We start from the raw sequence: 21692 nt of genomic DNA on the forward strand, positions 1-21692 counted from the left end.
GGATTTTAGAATTGAATCAATCCTATCTTACAATCGCACTTCGGGCAGGTTTTGTGCTTTTCTTAACCGCAGCCGTCGGAACAGCCGGGTACTACTCTTTTCCGTTAACCTATCCTTTTGTGATCGCCCTTATTCTGGCCGTGATGATTAACCCTTTTGTAGAATGGCTGGAAAAATCGACGGGATTTCCGCGGGGCGTCAATGTCGGCATCGTGTTGAGCTGCTTTTTGGTCTTAGGAGCGGGCTTTTTGACATTGGTCGTTGCCGAGATTGTCTCCGGTGCAGCTTATTTGGCCAAGGTGCTGCCCGCTCAATTACATAAAGCCGCTTTTTATATTGAACGATTTTTCACCGGTCAAATCATGCCGCTTTACAATCAGCTTGCCGCTTTTTTTGACGGACTTGACGCCGGCCAGCAGGAATCGATTATTGCGCAGATCGAGAATGTCGGGAGCGGATTCGCTTCGAGCACCGCTTCATTTCTTTCCAAAATTTTAGAAATGGTGCCGCTTTTTTTCGCTTTCTTGCCAAATACGGCAGCCGTGCTGATTTTTTCCCTCTTGGCCACTTTTTTCATCAGCAAGGATTTACATCAATTCAAAAAAGGGGTGAAGACGGTATTGCCTGACCGTCTGATTGCAGGGGGAGCCGCGGTTTATGCCGAACTAAAAAAAGCGTTGACCGGCTTTTTGAAGGCGCAGCTTGCGCTCGTTTCCATCACGATGGTCCTCGTGCTGATCGGACTTGCCGTCCTGAAAGTCAACCATGCTGTGGCGATTGCTTTTTTCATCGGACTTGTTGATCTTCTTCCGTATTTGGGAGCAGGGTCAGTATTCGTCCCTTGGATTTTATATTTGGTAATCACCAAGCAGCTGCCGCTCGCTATCGGCCTCGGTGTATTGTACATCGTTGTATTGCTGTTCAGGCAGCTTGCCGAACCAAAGATCTTGAGCAAATCAATCGGAATCCATCCTTTAGGCACACTCATCTCCCTTTTTGCCGGCCTCAAGCTGTTTGGATTTCTCGGGCTGATCATGGGTCCCGCTCTTTTCGTTCTGATTCAGGCTCTCTATACAACAGGTATATTCAAGGAAATCTGGCTTTTTATTAAAGGAAACCAAAAATAAACGACAATCCGCTTTTCAGCAGGCTGCCGCTTTACATTATTTGATAATTTTCACCCGTCTGCCTTCAGACATTTTTTTCAGTTTGCGGGATAAAAACGGTTTGAGCCAATTGCGTGATGCCGGAATCAATAGCAGTAAACCGATGATATCGGATAGAAATCCGGGGAGAAGCAGCAGCATGCCGCCGAAGAAAATGCAAAGCCCGTCTAAAATCGCATCACCGGGCATTTTTCCGTATTGAAGATCGCGCTGGACTTTATGATAAACCTCTATGCCCTGCTTTTTAGCCAGAGCCGCGCCGAGAAAGCCCGTCAATATGATCAGCAGCACGGTTGGCAAAACACCGATCCAGTTGGCGGACAATAGGAACAGGCCGATTTCACTTGCCGGAAAGATAATGAGAAATAATAAGAAAAACTTCATCATTTTCACCTCACGTTCTTTATGGAAGCGAACGGCCGGTCCCCGCCTGTAAAAAAAGAAGGGAAATCACTTCCCCTTCTTCCTAACATAAGCGATTAAAGCACGCTGGCGCGTCCGCAGTAAACCGCTCCGCGGGCAGAGTCGACCGTAATGTCTTCTCCTTCTGTCAAAATGGAAGTCGCTTTTTCCACTCCGACGATAACAGGGATACCTAGACTTAAGCCCACGACTGCCGCATGGCTGGTCAAGCCGCCTTCTTCCGTAATAAGCGCAGACGCTTTTTCGAGAGAGGCCATCATATCACGATCCGTGCTTTTTGTCACCAAAACGGCGCCTTCTTTCATTTTTTCGCCCGCCTCTTTGGCGTTTTGTGCGATGACCACTTCACCAAACGCGGATTTGCGTCCGATTCCCTGGCCTTTTGCGATCACATCGCCGACGACATACACTTTCATCAGATTCGTTGTACCCGCTTCACCGACCGCGCCGGCTGTAATGATGATCAAATCGCCGTGGTGAACGATGCCGCTGTCAAGTGACTTTTGCACAGCATTTTCAAGCATTTCGTCGGTGGAGCTGTGATTTTGTCCGCTTTTTGCGAAAACGCCGAATACAAGGGACAGCTTTCTGGATACTGAATCGCTGACCGTAACAGCCACAATCGGTGCTTTTGGACGATATTTGGAAATCATTCTCGCTGTGTGGCCGCTTTCCGTAGGCGCCACGATAGCCGAAACATCCAAGTTGATTGCCGTATGCGCAACAGACTGTCCGATAGCGTCCGTAATCGACATGCCGACCTGTTTGCTTCTTGCAGAAAGGATTTTTTTATGGTTCAGCGCCTGTTCTGAACGGGATGCAATATTGTGCATGGTTTGAACAGCTTCTACCGGATAATTCCCGGCTGCAGTTTCACCTGAAAGCATGATCGCGTCAGTGCCGTCAAAAATCGCATTCGCAACGTCACTTGCTTCCGCACGGGTTGGACGCGGGTTGCGCTGCATGCTGTCAAGCATTTGCGTAGCCGTGATAACAGGTTTACCAAGCGCATTGCACTTTTTAATCAGTTCTTTTTGGACGAGCGGAACTTCTTCAGCAGGGATTTCAACACCCAGGTCTCCGCGCGCGACCATCAAGCCGTCTGACACTTCCAGAATGCGGTCGATGTTGTCGACGCCTTCCTGGTTTTCGATTTTTGGAATGATTTGAATATCTGTCGCATTGTGCTCTTCAAGCAGTTCGCGGATTTCAAGAACATCGGACGGGCGGCGCACAAAAGATGCCGCGATGAAATCTACGCCCTGCTCGATGCCGAAAACGATGTCTTTCGCGTCTTTTTCCGTAATTCCCGGAAGATTTACGCTGACCCCCGGCACATTCACGCCTTTTTTATTTTTTAATGTCCCGCTGTTCATGACTTTTGTCAAAATTTCACGCTTGTCCGCATTCACTTCAAGAACTTCAAGCCCGATCAGGCCGTCATCAAGCAAAATTGTTGATCCTTTTGACACGTCATGAATTAAACCGTCATATGTCACAGAAATTTTTTCAGTCGTTCCGATGACTTCTTCCATTGAAACGATCAATTCAGCGCCCGCTTCAAGTTCGATTGCACCGTTTTCCATTGTATGTGTACGGATCTCCGGTCCTTTTGTATCAAGCAGAATACCGATATCTTTTCCGAGCTTGCTGGCAGCTTCACGGATGTTTTTGATTCTTGCGCCGTGCTCTTCAAAATCTCCGTGAGAAAAGTTAAGGCGCGCAACGTTCATTCCTGCTTCCATAAGCTGAGTAAGCTTTTCAACGCTTTCGCTGGCCGGACCAATTGTACAAACTATTTTCGTCTTTCTCATTTATTACTTCCTCCTCGGGTTATACACTAGATTGACAGCTCTTGAGACAGCCGGTACATGCTTTGATCAACGGTGTGTTTTTCATCAAGAATCTCAATAATATCATGATGCACAAGCTGGTTGTTTTGAATACCAACGCATCGGCCGCCTTTTCCTTCAAGCAGCAGCTCGACCGCAAATGCACCGAGCCTGCTTGCCAAAACGCGGTCGGCAGCAGTCGGTGATCCCCCGCGCTGAATATGCCCAAGCACTGATACTCTAGTTTCGAGATTTGTGGCTTCTTCAATTCGTTTTCCGAATTCAACTCCGCTGCCGACGCCCTCGGCAACGATAATGATGCTGTGTTTCTTGCCGCGTTCGTGTCCTCTTTGCAGTCTGGCAAGGATTTCTTCCATATCATAGTCCGCTTCAGGAATCAGGATCGATTCCGCTCCTCCGGCCAACCCTGACCATAGAGCAATATCGCCGGCATGGCGGCCCATTACTTCAATCACATATGTACGTTCATGAGATGTTGCGGTATCTCTGATTTTGTCAATTGCGTCAATAACCGTGTTCAGTGCCGTATCAAATCCAATGGTCAAATCTGTTCCCGGAATGTCATTGTCGATCGTTCCAGGCACGCCTACACAAGGAAAGCCGTGTTCAGTCAGTTTTTTGGCTCCCATATATGAACCGTCGCCTCCGATGACAACTAATCCTTCTATCCCATATTTTCTTAAATTCTCAATACCTTTTTCCCGTCCTTCAACCGTTTTAAACTCAGGACATCTTGCCGTATAAAGCATCGTTCCTCCGCGGTGAATGATATCTCCGACTGAGCCGATTTCGAGCTTTTCTATTTTTCCGTTTATTAAACCTGAATACCCATTATAAATTCCGTATACTTCTACGTTATGATAGATCGCTTTTCTGACAACCGCCCGAACAGCTGCATTCATTCCCGGGGAATCCCCGCCGCTCGTCAATACTCCGATTCGCTTCATCTTTTTCACCTCGAAAACATATATAAATTACCTTAACACGTTCATTGCCGCAAAAACAATGAAAAGGGATGTCAATTTTTCGAAGTCCCTTTGTAAACCTTAATTATTATACAATTAAACAAAAAGTTTTTAAATAAATTTCAAACAAACTCTTGGAAAAATCGCGGCGATTGACACAATCCTTTCACTTTCTAGGCAATTCCATAAAAATAAACGTGGGCCAAAAGGCCTCACGTTTACTTATTTTATCCCAACATATTGGTTTTCAGTCGAAATTTTTCCAATGGATTTATATTTTTCGTATCTCTGCTGGATCAGTTCGTTTTTATCCAGTTTCATCAGGGACTTGAGGGCTTGTTTTAATGCCTCGTCAATATAGGCAGCCTGCTGTTTCATATCACGGTGCGCTCCGCCTCTCACCTCTTTTATAACATGATCAATAATATCTAATTCTTTAAGATCTGGAGCAGTGATTTTCATTGTTTCAGCCGCTTTTTTCGCAAGTCCTGAATCCTTCCACAAAATCGCTGCCGCTCCTTCCGGAGAAATGACCGAATACGTGGAGTTTTCCAGCATGAATAAACGGTTTGCAACGCCGAGAGCAAGCGCTCCTCCGCTGCCTCCCTCACCGATAACGATCGAGATGACGGGCACGGAAAGTCCGGCCATTTCAAAAAGGTTTTTCGCGATAGCTTCGCTTTGTCCTCTTTCTTCAGCCGCTTTGCCCGGATAAGCACCCTTCGTGTCAATAAAGCAGATGATCGGTCTGTTAAACTTGTCAGCCTGCTTCATCAATCTCAACGCTTTTCTGTATCCTTCCGGATGCGGCATCCCGAAATTGCGGCGGATGTTTTCTTTTGTATCCTTGCCGCGCTGGTGGCCGATCACCGTGACGGGCAGTCCCCGAAACTTGGCGATCCCCCCAACAATCGCTTCATCATCACCGAAGTAACGATCCCCGTGGCATTCGAAAAAATCGGTAAAGAGATGTTCTATATAATCAAGCGTTGTCGGACGGTTTGGATGTCTTGCGATCTGCACCCTGTCCCACGCCTTCAGATTTGTATAAATATCTTCTTCAAGCCTTTCAAGACGGGCTTCAAGCTTTGTAATTTCAGAGCTTAAATCCATGTCTGAATCCTGTGTGAATTTTTTCAGTTCGGCAATCTTGTTGCGCAGTTCGATTACCGGCCTTTCAAACTCTAATTCTCCAGCCACTCGAGATCACCTCCAGGTTGGTGCATTTTTAAAATGCTGCTGAGCGTTTTTTTCATGTCTGCCCTGTGAACGACGGAATCAAGCTGACCGTGCTTGAGCAAGAATTCTGCGGTTTGAAAGTCTTCAGGCAGCTCTTCTCGGATCGTCTGTTCGATAATCCTTCTCCCGGCAAAGCCGATGAGCGCGCCCGGTTCCGCAAGGTTATAGTCTCCAAGAGATGCAAAGCTTGCAGAGACTCCCCCTGTCGTCGGATGTGTCATCACCGAAATGATCAAGCCGCTTTCTTCGCTGAACAGCTTTAGCGCCGAGCTTGTTTTCGCCATTTGCATCAAGCTGAGAAGGCCTTCCTGCATCCGCGCGCCGCCCGATGCGGTGAAAATGATGAAAGGAACTTTCTCTTCTCTTGCTTTTTCGATCGCCTGCGTGATTTTTTCACCGACGACAGACCCCATGCTTCCCATTCTGAATGTGGAGTCCATGACGGCAACGACCGCAGGAGACCCGTCGATTAAGCCTTTTCCGGTTACAACCGCCTCATTTATAGAGGTCTTCTCCCGGTCTTTTTCCAGTTTTTCTAAATATCCCGGAAATCCCAGCGGATTTTCTGAAACCATGTCCTGATTGAATTCTTCAAAGGTTCCATCATCAAGCAGGCTTTTGATGCGCTGCTTTGCGTTCATTTGCAGATGGTATCCGCAGTTCATGCAGACCCTTAAGTTTTTATCCAGCTCTTTCGTGAGCATGATTTTTTTGCAATCAGGGCATTTTGTCATGATGCCTTCAGGTACATCTTGTTTCGCTTTCTCCGCGGGAACGGAAGCGTATTTTTTCTTCTTTTTGCTGAATATATCCTTTAACAAAAGATTACCTCCCTTTTCTGAAGGGTTCCTCATATATGCCTGTCCTCACTCTTAGACTAGAACATCACTATACCGAAACTATTGTACTTTTTTTGTCAAACGGTGTCATCCTCAATTCGACAATTTTTAATCGGCAGCAGAGCGGTTATCATTTATGAGCTTGAAGACCGACAAATTGATATACAAGCCTTGAGAGCGGATACAAATGTCCGGAAATGCAGGCTGAAAAAAATTTTTTCAGGCGGCTGATTTCTTCTTAAGCGTCTCCAATAAGAGGAAATATCAATCATTTTCTTCAAGAAACAGCGCGTGACAACTCTAGGATCCGAGTGATCACGCGCTGATAAAAATCAAAATGGGGTGTTTTAATTTTCTTCGATAATCGCGAGTTTTCTTGTTTTTTCAGCGACTTCTTCAGGATCTACGTCAATTCTTGCCACACCTGTTTCCATGGCGGCTTTCGCAACCGCTTTGGCTACGGCAGGAGCAACTCTCGGATCGAACGGAGCCGGGATGACGTATTCAGGGCTCAGTTCTTCGTCGGAAACAAGGGATGCGATCGCTTCAACGGCGGCGATTTTCATTTCTTCGTTAATGTGTGTCGCCCTTACGTCAAGCGCTCCGCGGAAAATGCCCGGGAAGGCGAGGACATTGTTCACCTGATTCGGGAAGTCGGAACGTCCGGTTCCCACAACGCTGGCTCCTGCCGCACGCGCTTGGTCCGGCATGATTTCCGGATTTGGATTGGCCATGGCAAAAATGATCGGCTGATCCGCCATGCTTTCAACCATTTCTTTCGTCAGAGCTCCCTCAACGGAAACGCCGATAAAGACATCCGCATCTTTAATCACATCCTGAAGCGTTCCTTCTATTCTGTTTTTGTTTGTGTATTTGGCAACTTCGGCTTTAACGGCATTCATGCCATTCGGACGGCCTTCATAAATCGCGCCTTTTGTGTCGCACATGATGATATCGCGGACACCGAAATGGTACAGAAGCTTGATAATGGCGATTCCGGCCGCACCGGCGCCGTTGGCCACCACTTTGATCGAAGACATTGATTTTCCTGACAGCTTAAGGGCATTGACAAGCCCGGCTACTGTCACAATCGCAGTCCCGTGCTGATCATCATGGAAAACCGGGATTTTTGCTTCTTTTTTGAGGCGTTCCTCGATGACAAAGCAGTTCGGTGCTGCAATATCCTCAAGATTGACGCCGCCGAAAGTCGGCTCAAGGAGCTTTACGGTTTCAACAATTTTATCTATATCAGATGTATTTAAACAGATCGGGAAGGCATCCACACCGGCAAAGCTTTTAAAAAGAACCGCTTTTCCTTCCATAACGGGAAGCGCTGCTTCAGGACCGATGTTTCCAAGACCGAGCACAGCTGTTCCGTCAGATACAACTGCTACCATGTTTCCCTTCATCGTATAATCATATACTTTGCTGTTATCATCATAAATTGCTTTACAAGGCTCGGCTACACCCGGTGAATAGGCAAGGCTCAAATCATCCGCATTCCGAACCTGGACTTTTGATTTGGATTCCAGTTTACCCTGGTTCACTTTGTGCATATGCAGCGCTTTTTCTTTCAATGACATGTTAACAAACACTCCTTCAAGGGAATTTTGCCTAAAATTTTGCTTCGTTTTCTGCTGTAAGATTCTTTTGGACGACAATAGAATCTTAAAAATGATAACATACTTCAGGACTTTTTTAATGCTATATGCTCAGATTGCCCTTACCGAAGCACGACATTTTTATCTCCGACAACGCTTTTCAGCCGGTACAGTACAGCGTGATCAGCCTGTATATTATAGGCTTCAGGAAGCTTCATCGTTTGTTTTTTCTTTTCATAATAGATGCAGACCTGCGTCTCTCCTTTGTGCTCCTGCAGAATCGCGCTGATTTTTTCAAGGATATCCTGTGTATGCTGATCTTCTTCAACCTTGATGTAAACTGAAGGCTTTTTTTCTGTATGAAGCGCATCAAGCAGGGAAGCCCTGGCAATGATGAGCTGCCGCTTTTCGTTTCTCGTTTCAAGCCGGCCTTCGGTATAAAGCAATACCCCTTCTTCCAATATCGGGGAAAGCTGTCTGAGCTGGTCTGGGAAAACGACTGCTTCCATCTCCCCGCTTTCATCGCTCAATTCAAGAAACGCCATCGTTTGTCCTGCTTTCGTCCTGATTGTTTTTATTTTTGTCACAAGAGCGCCGAGAGCAGCTTTTTTCTGGCTGCTTCCGAGCAGCTGAATGACCGGAAGCGCGCCCGCCTGTTGGAGCATGGGGCGGTGAACGGTCAGCGGATGGTCTGAAAAGTAGATGCCGAGCGTTTCTTTTTCGCGCGCGAGCAGATCGACGAGCGGCATCTCTTCCGTTTTGGCATATTTCGGCTTGATGGTGATGGCTTCATCCAGAAAAAATCCAAGCTGTTCACTGTCCCCCGCAAATAATTCGGCATGCTCCAAAGCGATGTCGATCGAAGCGAGCAAAGTGGCGCGGTTTTCTCCGAACTCATCCATTGCTCCGGCAAAAATTAAAGCTTCGATCGTTTTGCGGTTGACGCTTTTCACAGATGTCCTGATGCAGAAATCAAACAAGTCTGCAAACGGCTTTTCCTTTCTCGCCCTGTAAATTTCTTTCACGGCCGATATCCCGACGCCTTTAACGGCTCTCAGGCTGTAGCGTACAGCTCCGTTTTCAATTGTAAACGGGTAGCCGCTTTTATTGATCGACGGCCCCAAAATCTTCAGCCCTTTTCCCTTTGCTTCATAGATGTATTGGGCGAGCTTATCTTCATTGCCGATCGCGCTTGTCAGCAGACCGCACATAAAATACAAAGGATAGCGGGCTTTCAAATAAGCGAGCTGGTAGCCGATCATGCTGTAGGCGACCGCATGGCTGCGGTTGAAGCCGTAATTGGCAAATTTCACAATCAGATCATATACTTCATTTGCCGATTTTACGGAATATCCTTTTTTCAGACATCCATCTATAAAATGATTTCTCTCTGTATCAAGAATTTCCTTGTTTTTTTTGCCGACGGCCCGCCGCAAAAGATCGGCTTCCCCCAATCTGAAGCCCGCCATTTGCGAGGCGATCATCATGATTTGCTCCTGGTACACAATGACGCCGTACGTATCCTTTAAAATGTCCGCCAGATCTTCATGCGGATAAAACACAGGCGCCTGGCCATGCTTTCTGCTGATATACAGCGGGATATTTTCCATCGGACCGGGGCGGTACAGGGCGTTGACGGCGACGATGTCCTCAAGGCTGTTTGGTTTTAGCCTTTTTAGAACGTTTCTCATTCCGGCTGATTCAAGCTGGAAGATGCCGGTCGTATCCCCCGCAGACAAAAGCTTAAACGTTTGCTCATCTTCATAGGATATGCTGGAAAAATCAATCGTGATCCGTTCGTTCTTTTCAATCAGCGTTTTGATGGACTCAATCAGCGTTAAATTTCGGAGGCCGAGAAAGTCCATTTTCAGAAGCCCTAAGTCTTCGAGGTAGCCCATCGAATATTGCGTTAAATATACGCCGTCATGTCCTTCCTGGATCGGCACAATATTCGTGAGCGGCTCTTCGCTTAAAACGACGCCTGCCGCATGTATCGATGTATGCCGCGGCAGCCCTTCGATCTTCCGGGCCGTTTCAAATATTTCTAGAAACCGCTTCGATTCATTAAGGCGCCTTGCCAGTTCAGGAGATTGTTTTCTCGCTTCCTCCAGAGTCACCCCCGGTTTTGACGGAATCAGTTTTGCAAGCTGATCCGCTTCCTTCGGACTGATGCCCATCACACGTCCGGCATCCCTCAGCGCGGCTTTTGCGGCCAATGTCCCGAATGTAATGATTTGGGCAACGTGAAGATCGCCATACTTATTTTTGACGTACTGAATGACTTCATCCCTTCTCGTATCGGGAAAATCAATATCAATATCAGGCATGGTGACCCGTTCGGGATTTAAAAAACGTTCAAACAGCAGTTTGTGTCTGATCGGGTCTACATCTGTGATAAACAGCGTATAGGCGACAAGCGAACCTGCCGCAGATCCGCGGCCCGGCCCTGTGATAATGCCGTTTTCGTGCGCGAATTTCATAAAGTCCCAGACGATCAGAAAGTAGTCGCTGAACGCCATGTCTTTAATAACGGAAAGCTCATATTCAAGCCGTTGGACATATTCACGGGAGGGTGCCGGAAACCGCTTGGACAGCCCTTCAAAGCAAAGCTCTGTTAAAAACTCGTCCGGATTTTTGCCGCCGGGCGCCGGATACTTGGGCAGGCGCGTCTGGCCGAGGCTTAAATCGACATGGCATTGAGCCGCGATCTTGACGGTGTTTTCCAAGGCATCAGGGCGGTTACGGTAAATATGGAGCATTTCGTCAACCGGTTTCAGATCAAGATGGTGATCGCCTTTATCGGTCACATTTTCCCCGAGTTTCTCCCCCGCTTTAATCGCTTTTAAGCAGGTGTAAGCCGTCATATCCCCTTTTTCGAGGTACCTTACATCTCCTGTGGCCGCAATCGGAATCCCAGCTTGTTCAGAAAGCTCGAGAATGCGCTCGGACAGAAGCGGATCAGCCTTGTACGGCTGGTAGGACAGATAGAAGTTTTCCTCACCGAAAATCGATTGATACCGGAGAGCGGCTTCTCTTGCCTTTTCCGTCTGCCCGTCTTTCAGAAGCGTTTCAACATAACCGGTTTCCCCTGTTGTAAGCGCAATGATGTCCTCGTGGTAGCTTTTCAGCCATTTTTCTTTGATCCCTGATTTTGATTTTGACTGCAGCACACTGGTGATTTTCAGCAGATTTTTATATCCTTTATTTGTTTTTGCCAAAAGAACGAGCGGATATGAAAGCTGTTCTTTTTCATCTGTGAGCACGGACGCGGTCAGCCCGATAATCGGCTTGATTCCGCGTTTTTTGCATGCTTTATAAAATTCGACCGCCCCGTACATAACCTCATCATCCGTCAGCGCCATCGCGCCGTAGCCGAGCGCTTTTGCCTTGGCTGTGAGATCCTCCACGGAGGCGGCGCTGTTTAATAAACTGTAGCCGCTATGTACTTGCAGGTGAACGAAAGGCATTCTGTCACCCCTTCCTTTTTCGAGCAATCTCCTTTCATTATATGATGTGAATGAATCAGAAACAAATGTTCTTTCTTCATGACATCAATCATACTTGTCTTGCTTTGTCCATATCATGTTAAAAGGTGAGGTGATCAGAATGGACCCTGAACAACCGTTTTTTCCAAACTTTATCAGCTGTTACTTTATCGCGCTCGGCGTTCTTCTCGGCGGCGCTTTAATCGGCGGAATCGGCGCTTATTTATCGGGGCAGCCGCCTTTAACGATTATTACAAGCCTTGCAAACCGGCTTAAGATCTGGGCTTTGGTAGCTGCGATCGGCGGTACGTTTGATGCGGTTTACAGCTTTGAAAGAGGCATTTTCGAAGGCAATACAAGAGACATTGTCAAGCAGCTTCTCCTGATTCTGTCGGCAATGGGAGGCGCACAGACGGGATATCTGATCATCAATTGGCTCACACAGGAGCATATTTCCTCATGAGAATTCCTCCTTACTATAAAAAGCCGGGATGGCAGCGTTTTTTTGCCGGGATGATGTGCGGGGCCATCGTCAGCTGGCTTGTTTTCCTGTTTACGTACGGTACGTTTCAGGAGGAGCAGGTTGTGATGATTCGCGATCAGAAAGAACGGATCAAGGATTTGAATGACCAGATCACCATTTACCGGGAGGATCTCCACAAACTGAACGAAGACAATAAAAGAAAGCTGCTGATTCAAAGCGTGGACGTCAAGCTGGTGAACGGCAAACAATACAAACTGTCCCAGCCTGACCAGATGAATTTTGAAGAGCATATCAAAGATAATATTTCCGATGTCATTACGAAGGATATTGAGAGCGTCTATAGAACAAAGGAGCTTTTGAAGCGGACGATTGAAAACAAAGTGTATACCATCAATGATAAAACCTACAAAGCAAAGGTTGCTGAGCTGACGATTTATACGAGGCTTTCCGTTGAAATAAAAATTTCTTTTTCTGAATAAAAATATGGATTTTTTTTAACTATTTAAAGACATGCGTCGCTTTTTTCCATTTTTTATTTTAAACTGACAGTAAATGATATGATAAAAAAGGGAGGAAAGCAGAATGTACATTTACAGTTACCATCAGCTGGCAAGAGATAAAGTCAACCGGATTAAGCTTGGCTATTCAGCTTATGCGGAAACTGAAAGTCTCGCGTCCCTTATCAAAAAAGAATTAAAAGCACAAAACATCCATGTATATGAGGATATAACCGATATCGGCTCCTGGTTTATACCGGAATGAGCCAAACATAAGATAAGGCGCTCATACGCGTACAAACGATTGTTTTTGTGCCGGCTTCATTCAGCGATGCCGGCCGCGTTTGCCGGTTACCTGTCACACATTTTACGCTCTTGGACACCTATAAATGAAATCGCTTTCATACCAACCACAAAAAAAGAGGGCTCCCCCTCTTATTTGTGTTCTTTACATATGCGCTCCAAATCGGCGATGACGCGGTCGGCATCTTTCCAATCGTAAATGGAAGCGCCGGCCGCCAACGGATGGCCTCCCCCGTTGTATTTTTTCGCGACTTCATTTACAATCGGCCCCTTCGACCGCAGCCTTACCCTGATTTGATCAGCTTCTTCAACAAAAAACACCCATGCTTTGATGCCGGATATATTGCCAATCGTGCCGACGAGCTGTGATGCTTCAGACGGCGTGATATTGAACCGTTCTAAAATATCCTGTGTAATGAAAACAGATGCCACGCCATTTTCCGTCAAGGAAACATTTTGATAAATGTATCCGTTCAGCCTCACAACGTTTAATTTTGTCTCATACAATTGATTAAAAAGCTCCTGAGACGAGAAAGGATATTCGATGAGCTCACCCGCATATTTTAATGTCTTTTTCGTTGTATTCGGAAATAGAAAACGCCCGGTATCGCCGACAATGCCCGCGTAGATCAGCTCGGCTCCTTTTACCGGAAGCTTCCATCCCGCTTCCTTCCCGGCCAAATATAATTCATAAATCATTTCACTCGTAGAGCTTGCATTTGTGTCGACCCAAATAAGGTCGCCATACTGGTCTTCGTTCGGATGGTGGTCGATTTTGATCAGCTTGCCTCCCCTATTGTAGCGGGGATCGGAGATTCTTTCCTGATTAGCCGTATCGCAAACGATGACAAGGGCATTTTCATAAACCGAGTCTTCGATTGTCTCCGGCGTATATAAAAATGACAAAGACGGCTCCGGCGTCCCAACAGCAAAAATATTTTTTTCAGGATAGGTTGCTTTCAAGATTTCCGTAAGACCGCACTGGGACCCGTAGGCGTCAGGGTCCGGCCTCACATGTCTATGTATAATAATAGTGTCATATAATGATATGGTTCTGATGATTTCTTTTTTCATTCCGTGCCCCTTCTTTACGTTATTTTTAACCATTAAATCACAATCTGTTGCTGGTGGAAAGTGAAAGTCATGACTTTTTATTGTAGAAAGCAAACCCGATTATGTATACAATGGGTTTGTAAAACTTACAATGGAGGATGTCGATTATGCCGTTTTTTGTTTTTTTCATTGTGGTTTCAGCGATTCTTTATGTGTATTACAAGATTCAATACGTACGTACAAAAAGGGCCCTGTTGAAAGAATATTTGTCCGCGAAATCGAGCATGTCTTTAGGCCTTTTTATTATGTTTTTTGGACTGAATCAGCTGTTTTTAAACAGGGGCGCTTTAAGCGCCGGGATCGGCGTGATTTTTGTTTTGACAGGAATCGGCAGCATGTGGGCCGGATACAGGGCCTACAAGCATTATGTCCCTTTGCTCGCCAAGGAAAACGAAAGGGAGAATGCCTGAGGGAGGAGGGGGCATCCGGGCGCGTCCTCAGCTTCTTTCCATGAGCTGCACCATCATCATCGCTTTGCCGACGAGAGCTCCCTGATGAAACACTTCAATATCCATTTTCCCGAATTTTCTTCCGGCTTCTAGGATGTGCGGCTTAATTTCAATCACAGACTCCATTTGCACGGGCTTTAAAAAATAAATCGTCATGCTCTCTATCACGAGATCCCCTTTTTTGTGAGAACGCAGAAAGCGGTTTGCCGCTTCAGTCAATATTGTCGTGAATACGCCGTATGAGATCGTCCCCAAATGGTTTGTCATCTGCGGTGTCACCTCATATTGATAAACAGGAGACGGCTTGTGCTTGTCGATTTCTGTTTCTTTAAATCCGCCTGTGACGATATCATCAAGTTTTTCACCGACCTGCGGCTGTTTTTGAATCATTTGGAGCGCTTTTAAAACATCTTGTCTGCTGATCATGCCGATCAGCTTCTGCCGCTCATCTACAACCGGAAGCACTTCGATTCCTTCCCAGACCATCATCTGCGCTGCCGAAGCTACGGATGTTTTCCCGACGACCGTAATCGGATTTTTCGTCATGACTTTTTCTATAAGAACAGAACGTTCATATCCCGCAACATCTTTTGATGTGAGAATGCCGTGGATCTTCATCTGCTCGTCAACGACCGGAAACCTTCCGTGGCCCGTTTCAAAGTTTTTTTCATACCATCTTTCAAGCTTTTCGTCCGGAGATAAGCAGACCGTTTTTTCAAGCGGAGTCAAAATGTCTTCCACAAGCACGACTTCTTTTTTAATGAGCTGGTCGTAGATGGCCCTGTTGATCATGGCTGCGACGGTAAACGTGTCATAGCTTGTAGACATGATCGGAAGCTCAAGCCTGTCGGCAAGCTCAAGGATCGACGGTTCGGTATCAAACCCGCCCGTTACCAAAACAGCGGCGCCCGCTTCAAGCGCCTGGCGGTGCGCATCGATCCGGTTCCCGACAATCAAAAGATTTCCGGCTCCCGTGTATCTCATCATCGCATCAAGTTCCATCGCTCCGATGACGAATTTATTTAATGTTTTATGAAGCCCTGCTTTGCCGCCAAGAACATGTCCGTCAATGACATTTACCACTTCGGCATATGTCAGCTTTTCAATATTTTCTTTTTTCTTTTGTTCGATCCTGATCGTTCCGACTCTTTCAATCGTGCTGACAAACCCTTTATTCTCGGCTTCTTTTATCGCTCTGTAAGCCGTTCCTTCGCTTACTTTCATTTCTTTGGCAATCCGTCTGACAGAGATTTTTTCGCCGACGGGCAAGGAATCAATATATTTTAAGATCTGTTCATGTTTTGTCGCCAATCTTTTCACCTTCATCCTCTGACTGCTAAATATGGTTTTATTATAAATGCTTGGACGTTTTGACCGCAATTCGGCCCCTGCAAAATGCCCCTGCCGTCATGATCCCGCTTGACCGCTTTTTATCAGCTCCAGCGCTTTTTCAAGCCAGGAACAGTAGCCGTTCTCCCGTTCAAGCGCCCTCGTCAACACGAGATAGTGGCCAAAGTGCGGAGACCGAAAGGAAATCCCGGGGCCTGCTTCCTGTTTCAGCGTTTCAAGCCTTTCCTTTAAAAAAGCGGCTTTTTCTTTCCGCTTGGCCAGCTGATCGGCAAAAAGACCTTCTGCTTCAGCGGGCTTCATCGATGATATGAAATAGGCTTTTAACATAAATTCGTCTTTTACCGTGTCCGGCACGGGCTTATACGCCGTAAGCCATTCATGAAGCTCCCGTTTTCCGTCGTCTGTGATGGAATACATCTTTTTTTCTAACTTCGATCCTTGTATGACCGTCTTGAATTCAATAAACCCTTCATTTGTAAGCTTTTTCAATTCGGGATAAATCTGGCTGTGCTTCGCGCTCCAGAACTGGCCAAGCTCGGCTTTGAAATGGCTCGTCATATCGTAGCCGCTTAAACTTCCTTTATCCAGCAGCCCTAAAATCGCGTACTTCAATACCCTCATATTCATCCTCCATAGATGCATCTTGATGTTGTTGAACCTATTATATCACGTTGTACATGTTTTCATTTACACATAAAAAAGAGCCCGCAAAGGCCCCATTGTTGTTATGATTTACATGTCGATTGATTCGCCGACTTCCAGCACTTTTCCCACGCCGCCCGGCAGGCTGTCGGCAAAAGCGTGCGGATCCTGTTTGATAACCGGGAACGTAGAGTAGTGGACGGGAACAACCTGTTTGGCCCTGAGCCATTCCGCAGCCAATTTCGCATCTTCCGGTCCCATCGTGAAATTGTCGCCGATCGGCAAAAATGCGAGGTCGATGTGGTTCAATTCGCCGATGAGCTTCATATCTGAGAAAAGACCCGTATCTCCCGCGTGGAAAATCGTTTTTCCTTCCACAGTCAGCAGAATGCCCGCCGGCATTCCGGTATAAACGATGGTCTGGCTGTCCTCCTCCGTATAAGCGGAACCATGGAAAGCCTGCGTCAATTTCACTTTCCCGAAGTCAAATTGGTGTGAGCCCCCGATATGCATCGGATGGACATTCAAGCCTTTCCAGCCGAGATAAACGGCAAGCTCGTTCGGAGCGACGACAAGGGCATCGTTCCGCTTGGCAATTTCCAATGTGTCGCCGACATGGTCATTATGGCCGTGCGTCAGCAGGATGACGTCCGCTCTGACATCCTGTGCTTTTAAGTCTGTTAAAGGATTGCCCGTAATAAAAGGATCAAAAATCAGATTGTGCTTTTCCGTTTCAACTGTAACCACTGAATGGCCATGGTATGTCACTTTCATTTTATCCACCCCTATTTCATATATCATGTTAAACAAAACTTAGAGAGAGTGGCGGTTAATCACGTTCAGACCGCCTGTTGCCTCAATGACCGTTCCCGTAATGTAGTCCGAATTTTCGTCGCAGAGAAACGTAATAATCCTTGCGATGTCTTCTCCTGTTCCCGATCTGCCAATCGGCGTCTCCCGGTCGAGGGAAGCCCGCGCTTCCGATATCGAGGACTCCTTCATGTCCCCGACGATGTTTCCCGGACAGACCATGTTCGCTGTAATGCCTGAGCCCGCTTCCTCGATGGCAATCGTCTTGGTCAGGGACGCGAGCCCCACTTTTGCCGCCCCAAAGGCGGAACGGTGCAGCCAGCCCGGTGCATGGTCGGCTCCCTGAAATCCGTATGTGATGATGCGCCCGAACCGCTGACGTCTCATGACGGGAATGACCGCTTTGAACAGGTGGAAAACAGAGCTGAGATTTCCTTCAAGCATCTCATACCATTCATTATCAGTATAATCCGCTAGCTTCTTCCGCTCAAATATGTATGGGCCGGCATTGTTGATAAGCAGATCGATTTTTCCGAACCGCTCGAGAGCCGCCTTCACCATCTGATGCAAATCTTCCTTTTTCGTGACATCTCCCTTTACAAACTGCAATCGGTCAAGGCTAGACTGCCATTCGGTTTTGAGGCGGCTGACAGCTTCTTCATCCTGTCTGTAATTGACCGTCACCGAATATCCTTTTTCGAGCAGGGCTTCGGTGACTTTACGCCCCAAACCTTTTGAACCGGCTGTAATTAACGCATGGCGCACATCTTTCCCTCCCAAGCATTGGTTCTCTGTATTCACCATCATTGGCATGATATTCTTGTCTATCTATACTTTACTACAAAATCCGGAGGATATCACATATAGAGCATCGGCAATCTTTACAAAGACGGCAGGCCCGGGCAATCTGTAAAAAACGCATGAAAGCTGAAACCACCAGGCTCCAGCTTCATATAAACTCGTTTCTATTGTTCATCTTGATCAGACAGCTGTTCGGCATCATGACCGACAAATCCGCTGAAATAGGCATCAGATATTTGCTGAACGGTTTCCTTATCACCGTCTGCATCATACATATAGGCCTGCTTTCGCTTATCCTGTCTCATTCCCACACCCCTCTTTTCGATTCATAACGTTATTTTGCGTCTGACTTCCTGCAGTTATGAATCAAAACGGGAAGTGTTAAAAATTGTTCAACATCTGTTTCGCTTTTTGCAGGGCTTCCTCTACTTTTTTGAATCCTGTTCCGCCCTCGCTCATTCTTTTTTCGACGGCATGGTGCGGATCGAGCACGACATAGACGTCTTCCTCAAACAGTTCGCTTGCTTGTTTGAATTCTTCAAATAGAAGGCCGCTGAGGTAAATTCCTTTTTCAATACAGGTATACACGAGCTTTCCGACGACTTCGTGAGCCTCCCTGAACGGCATTCCTTTTTTCGCCAGATAATCAGCGAGCTCGGTGGCGTTCGAGAAATCCTGCTCAGTAGCTTTTTTCATCATATTTTGATTAACGGTCATTGTTTTAACCATGCCCGCAAAAATTTCCAGGCTTCCTTCAACCGTTTTGACGGTATCAAACATGCCTTCTTTATCTTCCTGCAAGTCTTTGTTGTATGCCAAAGGCAGCCCCTTCATAATCGTCAGCAGGCTCATCAGGCTGCCGTAAACGCGTCCGGTTTTCCCGCGGATGAGCTCCGCCATATCCGGGTTTTTCTTTTGCGGCATCATGCTGCTGCCTGTGGCATAAGTGTCATCAAGCTCGATAAACTTAAATTCCTGTGAACACCATAAAATGATTTCCTCTGAAAAACGCGATAAATGCATCATCAAAATGCTGCTCGCGCTTAAAAATTCAAGAATGAAGTCCCTGTCGCTGACTCCGTCGAGACTGTTTTCGTAAATTGAATCAAATCCGAGCAGTTCAGCGGAATATTCGCGGTCGATCGGAAACGTTGTCCCCGCAAGCGCCCCGCATCCGAGCGGAGATTTATTGATCCGCTTCAGCGAATCGCGGAAGCGCTCCTTATCCCGTTCAAGCATCCAGAAATAAGCGAGCAAATGGTGTGCGAATGAAATCGGCTGAGCACGCTGCAAATGCGTGTACCCTGGTAAAATCGTTTCAATATGCTGCTCCGCTTTTTCGACAAGCACGCCTTGAAAATTCGAAATGGCAGCCAGAATATGTTCAATGTGCTCTTTTAAATAAAGATGCATATCGGTTGCGACCTGGTCGTTGCGGCTTCTCGCCGTATGAAGCTTGCCGCCGAGCGGACCGATTTCATCGATGAGCATTTTTTCAAGATTTAAATGAATGTCTTCATAATCGACGGAAAACGCCAATTCGTTTTTTTCGGCTTTTTCCAACAGCACTGTCAAGCCGCCCTTTATTTTTTCCGCTTCGTCTTCTGTTAAAATGCCGCACTTTTTCAGCATTGAAGCATGTGCGAGAGACCCTGCGATATCTTCTTTTACAAGCGTTTTGTCAAAGCGGATCGATGCCCCGAACTCATCGACCCATTTTTCCGGCGTTTTTTGGAACCGGCCTCCCCAAAGCTTTTTCATGCTTTAATCTGCTCCTTTTGTTTAACGATGCTATTCACTTTTGTCGGCAGACCCCACAGTTCGATAAAGCCGACTGCCGCATGGTGGTCAAATGCATCATCTTTTGTGTAGGTCGCCAGCTTTTCATCGTAAAGAGAATACTCGGACTTGCGGCCTTCAACGATCGCATGCCCTTTAAACAGCTTGACGCGGACGACGCCTGTGACATGTGTTTGCGTTTCCTTCAGAAAGGCGGAAAGCGCGTTTTGCAGCGGAGAAAACCAAAGGCCGTTATAAATGACTTCAGCCATTTTTTGCTCGATCAGCGGTTTAAAATGCGCCACTTCTTTCACCAATGTCAAATCTTCCAGCTCTTTGTGCGCCTTTAAAAGCGTGACGGCTCCCGGGCACTCGTATACTTCGCGGGATTTGATGCCGACAAGGCGGTTTTCGACATGATCGATCCGGCCAACACCGTGTTCCCCTGCTCGTTCGTTCAGCTTTAAAATCAATTCTGAAAGGGTGTAGCGAACACCGTCGATCGAGACCGGAACGCCTTGTTCAAACGCAATTTCAACAATTTCAGGCGTATCAGGCGTTTTTTCAAGCGGTTTTGTCAGGTCATACGCTCCTTCAGGCGGTGCTGCCCAAGGATCTTCAAGGATGCCGCATTCATTGCTTCTGCCCCACAAATTTTGGTCGATTGAATACGGACTATCCAAATTGACCGGGATCGGAATGCCGTGCTTTTCCGCATAAGCGATCTCTTCATCGCGCGACCATTTCCATTCCCGGACTGGAGCAAGGACCTCAAGTTCCGGATTCAATGATTTAATGGAAACTTCAAAGCGCACCTGGTCATTTCCTTTACCCGTGCAGCCGTGAGCGACGGCGACCGCGTTCTCTTTTTCGGCGACTTCAACAAGCTTCTTTGCGATCAGAGGTCTTGAAAGTGCTGATACAAGCGGATACTTGCCTTCATACAGCGTATGGGCCTGAAGCGCGACCAAAGCGAAGTTCTGTGCAAACTCTTCCTTTGCATCGATCACGTAAGAATTGACGGCACCGACCTGAAGCGCTTTTTGCTGGACAAAAGCGAGATCCTTTCCTTCACCTACGTCCAAACAGCAGGCAACCACATCATAACCCTGCTCTTGCAGCCATTTTATCGCAACGGAAGTATCAAGACCTCCTGAGTATGCCAGCACTACTTTTTTCTTTTCTGCCATTTTGAAAAACTCCTCTCATCTAGGTGCTTTTTGTATAAAAATAAGTTTTGTTTAATAAAAATACATTTAATATGTATACACTTTAACAAGGAGTCCCGGTTTTTTCAACCTTTTTATAAAAAAAACTTCATTCATTTTTTATGAATGAAGTTTCGCCAATATTCTACAGCTTCTCACTTGATATCTTTTCTCAATTCTCTTATCACATGGGCAAGCTCCGGGACAATCAGTTTTGTCATCGCCAGCTTGACCGCGCCGCTTGATCCAGGCGTCGCAAACACAGCTTTGTTTTGAATAACGCCGGCTGCCGCCCTGGATAAAATCGCGCTTGCCCCGATATCCTCGGTATAGCTCAGCATGCGAAAGATTTCTCCAAAGCCGGGGATCTCTTTCGAAAAAAGCGGAGCAATCGTTTCAATCGTCACATCTCTTGCCGCAATGCCTGTCCCTCCGTTTAACAAAACCGCGTCAACTCGGTCATCCCGGCATCCATCAAGCACGGCGGCCTGAATATCCTTCTTTTCATCCTTTACAATTTCGTAGGAAACGATTTCATGGCCGGCCTCCGTCAAAAATTCTTTCATCAGCCGGCCGCTTTTGTCCGTTTCTTCCGTCCTTGTGTCGCTTACTGTAATGACCTTGCATAACACGCGGCTGGGCGCTTCTTTTTTATGTTCTTCCACGCTCATATACGTCCCGCCTC

General features: G+C 46.7%; 21 protein-coding genes. 5 read left to right on the forward strand and 16 right to left on the reverse strand.

Annotated elements, in window-relative coordinates:
• Window positions 1-11: 11 nt before the first annotated feature.
• Entirely contained in the window at window positions 12-1127 is a 1116-nt protein-coding gene (ytvI, locus tag R5H20_RS17270; protein WP_006637975.1) for a sporulation integral membrane protein YtvI, read from the forward strand.
• Window positions 1128-1163: 36 nt separating this feature from the next.
• Here ytvI and R5H20_RS17275 read toward each other — a convergent pair whose 3' ends face one another.
• From R5H20_RS17275 to dnaE, 7 genes are all read right to left on the reverse strand, one after another.
• Window positions 1164-1550 carry an FxsA family protein gene (locus tag R5H20_RS17275; protein WP_006637976.1) on the reverse strand — a complete coding sequence of 129 codons (387 nt, stop codon included), beginning with the start codon at window positions 1548-1550 and terminating at the stop codon, window positions 1164-1166.
• Window positions 1551-1645: 95 nt separating this feature from the next.
• Window positions 1646-3403: a pyruvate kinase gene (gene pyk, locus R5H20_RS17280; protein WP_006637977.1), complete on the reverse strand. Its 1758-nt coding sequence runs from the start codon at window positions 3401-3403 to the stop codon at window positions 1646-1648.
• 26 nt (window positions 3404-3429) lie between these two features.
• Window positions 3430-4389 carry a 6-phosphofructokinase gene (gene pfkA, locus R5H20_RS17285; protein WP_006637978.1) on the reverse strand — a complete coding sequence of 320 codons (960 nt, stop codon included), beginning with the start codon at window positions 4387-4389 and terminating at the stop codon, window positions 3430-3432.
• Between the two features lie 240 nt (window positions 4390-4629).
• Window positions 4630-5607, reverse strand: a complete 978-nt coding sequence (gene accA / locus R5H20_RS17290) for an acetyl-CoA carboxylase carboxyl transferase subunit alpha (protein WP_006637979.1) — start codon at window positions 5605-5607, stop codon at window positions 4630-4632.
• Window positions 5592-6467, reverse strand: coding sequence for an acetyl-CoA carboxylase, carboxyltransferase subunit beta (gene accD / locus R5H20_RS17295; protein WP_006637980.1), 876 nt, complete (start codon window positions 6465-6467; stop codon window positions 5592-5594). Before accD ends, accA begins: the two co-directional genes overlap by 16 nt.
• Window positions 6468-6832: 365 nt before the next feature.
• Window positions 6833-8068, reverse strand: a complete 1236-nt coding sequence (locus tag R5H20_RS17300; RefSeq protein ID WP_006637981.1) for an NADP-dependent malic enzyme — start codon at window positions 8066-8068, stop codon at window positions 6833-6835.
• Window positions 8069-8208: 140 nt separating this feature from the next.
• On the reverse strand, window positions 8209-11553 hold the full coding sequence (dnaE, locus tag R5H20_RS17305; RefSeq protein WP_006637982.1) for a DNA polymerase III subunit alpha: 3345 nt from the start codon (window positions 11551-11553) through the stop codon (window positions 8209-8211).
• A gap of 139 nt (window positions 11554-11692) precedes the next feature.
• Here dnaE and R5H20_RS17310 point away from each other — a divergent pair, with 139 nt between their 5' ends.
• The 3 genes from R5H20_RS17310 to R5H20_RS17320 all read left to right on the forward strand — a co-directional run bounded on the left by R5H20_RS17310 (window position 11693) and on the right by R5H20_RS17320 (window position 12817).
• Window positions 11693-12034 (forward strand): sporulation membrane protein YtrH, encoded by a 342-nt coding sequence (locus R5H20_RS17310; RefSeq protein ID WP_006637983.1) that lies wholly within the window; start codon window positions 11693-11695, stop codon window positions 12032-12034.
• Window positions 12031-12534 carry a sporulation membrane protein YtrI gene (gene ytrI / locus R5H20_RS17315; RefSeq protein ID WP_006637984.1) on the forward strand — a complete coding sequence of 168 codons (504 nt, stop codon included), beginning with the start codon at window positions 12031-12033 and terminating at the stop codon, window positions 12532-12534. The genes R5H20_RS17310 and ytrI overlap by 4 nt, the downstream gene beginning before the upstream one ends.
• Window positions 12535-12637: 103 nt before the next feature.
• The gene (locus R5H20_RS17320; protein ID WP_006637985.1) at window positions 12638-12817 is read left to right on the forward strand and encodes a YtzJ family protein; all 180 of its coding nucleotides are present in this window, start codon (window positions 12638-12640) and stop codon (window positions 12815-12817) included.
• A 170-nt stretch (window positions 12818-12987) separates the two neighbouring features.
• Here R5H20_RS17320 and R5H20_RS17325 read toward each other — a convergent pair whose 3' ends face one another.
• A complete protein-coding gene (locus R5H20_RS17325; protein WP_006637986.1) occupies window positions 12988-13929 on the reverse strand; it encodes a DHH family phosphoesterase in 942 nt (313 codons plus the stop codon).
• Window positions 13930-14075: 146 nt separating this feature from the next.
• Between R5H20_RS17325 and R5H20_RS17330 the strand changes: the two genes are divergently transcribed.
• Window positions 14076-14378 carry a YtpI family protein gene (locus tag R5H20_RS17330; protein ID WP_006637987.1) on the forward strand — a complete coding sequence of 101 codons (303 nt, stop codon included), beginning with the start codon at window positions 14076-14078 and terminating at the stop codon, window positions 14376-14378.
• Between the two features lie 27 nt (window positions 14379-14405).
• On the opposite strand, the gene R5H20_RS17335 is transcribed toward R5H20_RS17330, so the two are convergent.
• The 8 genes from R5H20_RS17335 to R5H20_RS17370 form a co-directional block, all read right to left on the reverse strand.
• On the reverse strand, window positions 14406-15728 hold the full coding sequence (locus R5H20_RS17335; protein WP_006637988.1) for a CBS domain-containing protein: 1323 nt from the start codon (window positions 15726-15728) through the stop codon (window positions 14406-14408).
• Between the two features lie 96 nt (window positions 15729-15824).
• Window positions 15825-16388, reverse strand: coding sequence for a PadR family transcriptional regulator (locus tag R5H20_RS17340; protein ID WP_006637989.1), 564 nt, complete (start codon window positions 16386-16388; stop codon window positions 15825-15827).
• Window positions 16389-16499: 111 nt separating this feature from the next.
• Window positions 16500-17183, reverse strand: coding sequence for a metal-dependent hydrolase (locus R5H20_RS17345; RefSeq protein ID WP_006637990.1), 684 nt, complete (start codon window positions 17181-17183; stop codon window positions 16500-16502).
• A gap of 39 nt (window positions 17184-17222) precedes the next feature.
• Window positions 17223-17984, reverse strand: a complete 762-nt coding sequence (locus tag R5H20_RS17350) for an SDR family oxidoreductase (protein ID WP_006637991.1) — start codon at window positions 17982-17984, stop codon at window positions 17223-17225.
• A 200-nt stretch (window positions 17985-18184) separates the two neighbouring features.
• Window positions 18185-18325 (reverse strand): hypothetical protein, encoded by a 141-nt coding sequence (locus tag R5H20_RS17355; protein WP_006637992.1) that lies wholly within the window; start codon window positions 18323-18325, stop codon window positions 18185-18187.
• Window positions 18326-18401: 76 nt separating this feature from the next.
• A complete protein-coding gene (gene argH / locus R5H20_RS17360) occupies window positions 18402-19781 on the reverse strand; it encodes an argininosuccinate lyase (protein WP_224254429.1) in 1380 nt (459 codons plus the stop codon).
• The gene (locus R5H20_RS17365) at window positions 19778-20989 is read right to left on the reverse strand and encodes an argininosuccinate synthase (RefSeq protein WP_006637994.1); all 1212 of its coding nucleotides are present in this window, start codon (window positions 20987-20989) and stop codon (window positions 19778-19780) included. Before R5H20_RS17365 ends, argH begins: the two co-directional genes overlap by 4 nt.
• Window positions 20990-21162: 173 nt before the next feature.
• Window positions 21163-21678, reverse strand: a complete 516-nt coding sequence (locus tag R5H20_RS17370; protein WP_006637995.1) for a MogA/MoaB family molybdenum cofactor biosynthesis protein — start codon at window positions 21676-21678, stop codon at window positions 21163-21165.
• Between the last annotated feature and the right edge of the window lie 14 nt (window positions 21679-21692).

Origin of the sequence: Bacillus sp. KICET-3 (assembly GCF_033261025.1) — a bacterium.
Classification (GTDB): Bacteria; Bacillota; Bacilli; order Bacillales; family Bacillaceae; genus Bacillus; species Bacillus sonorensis.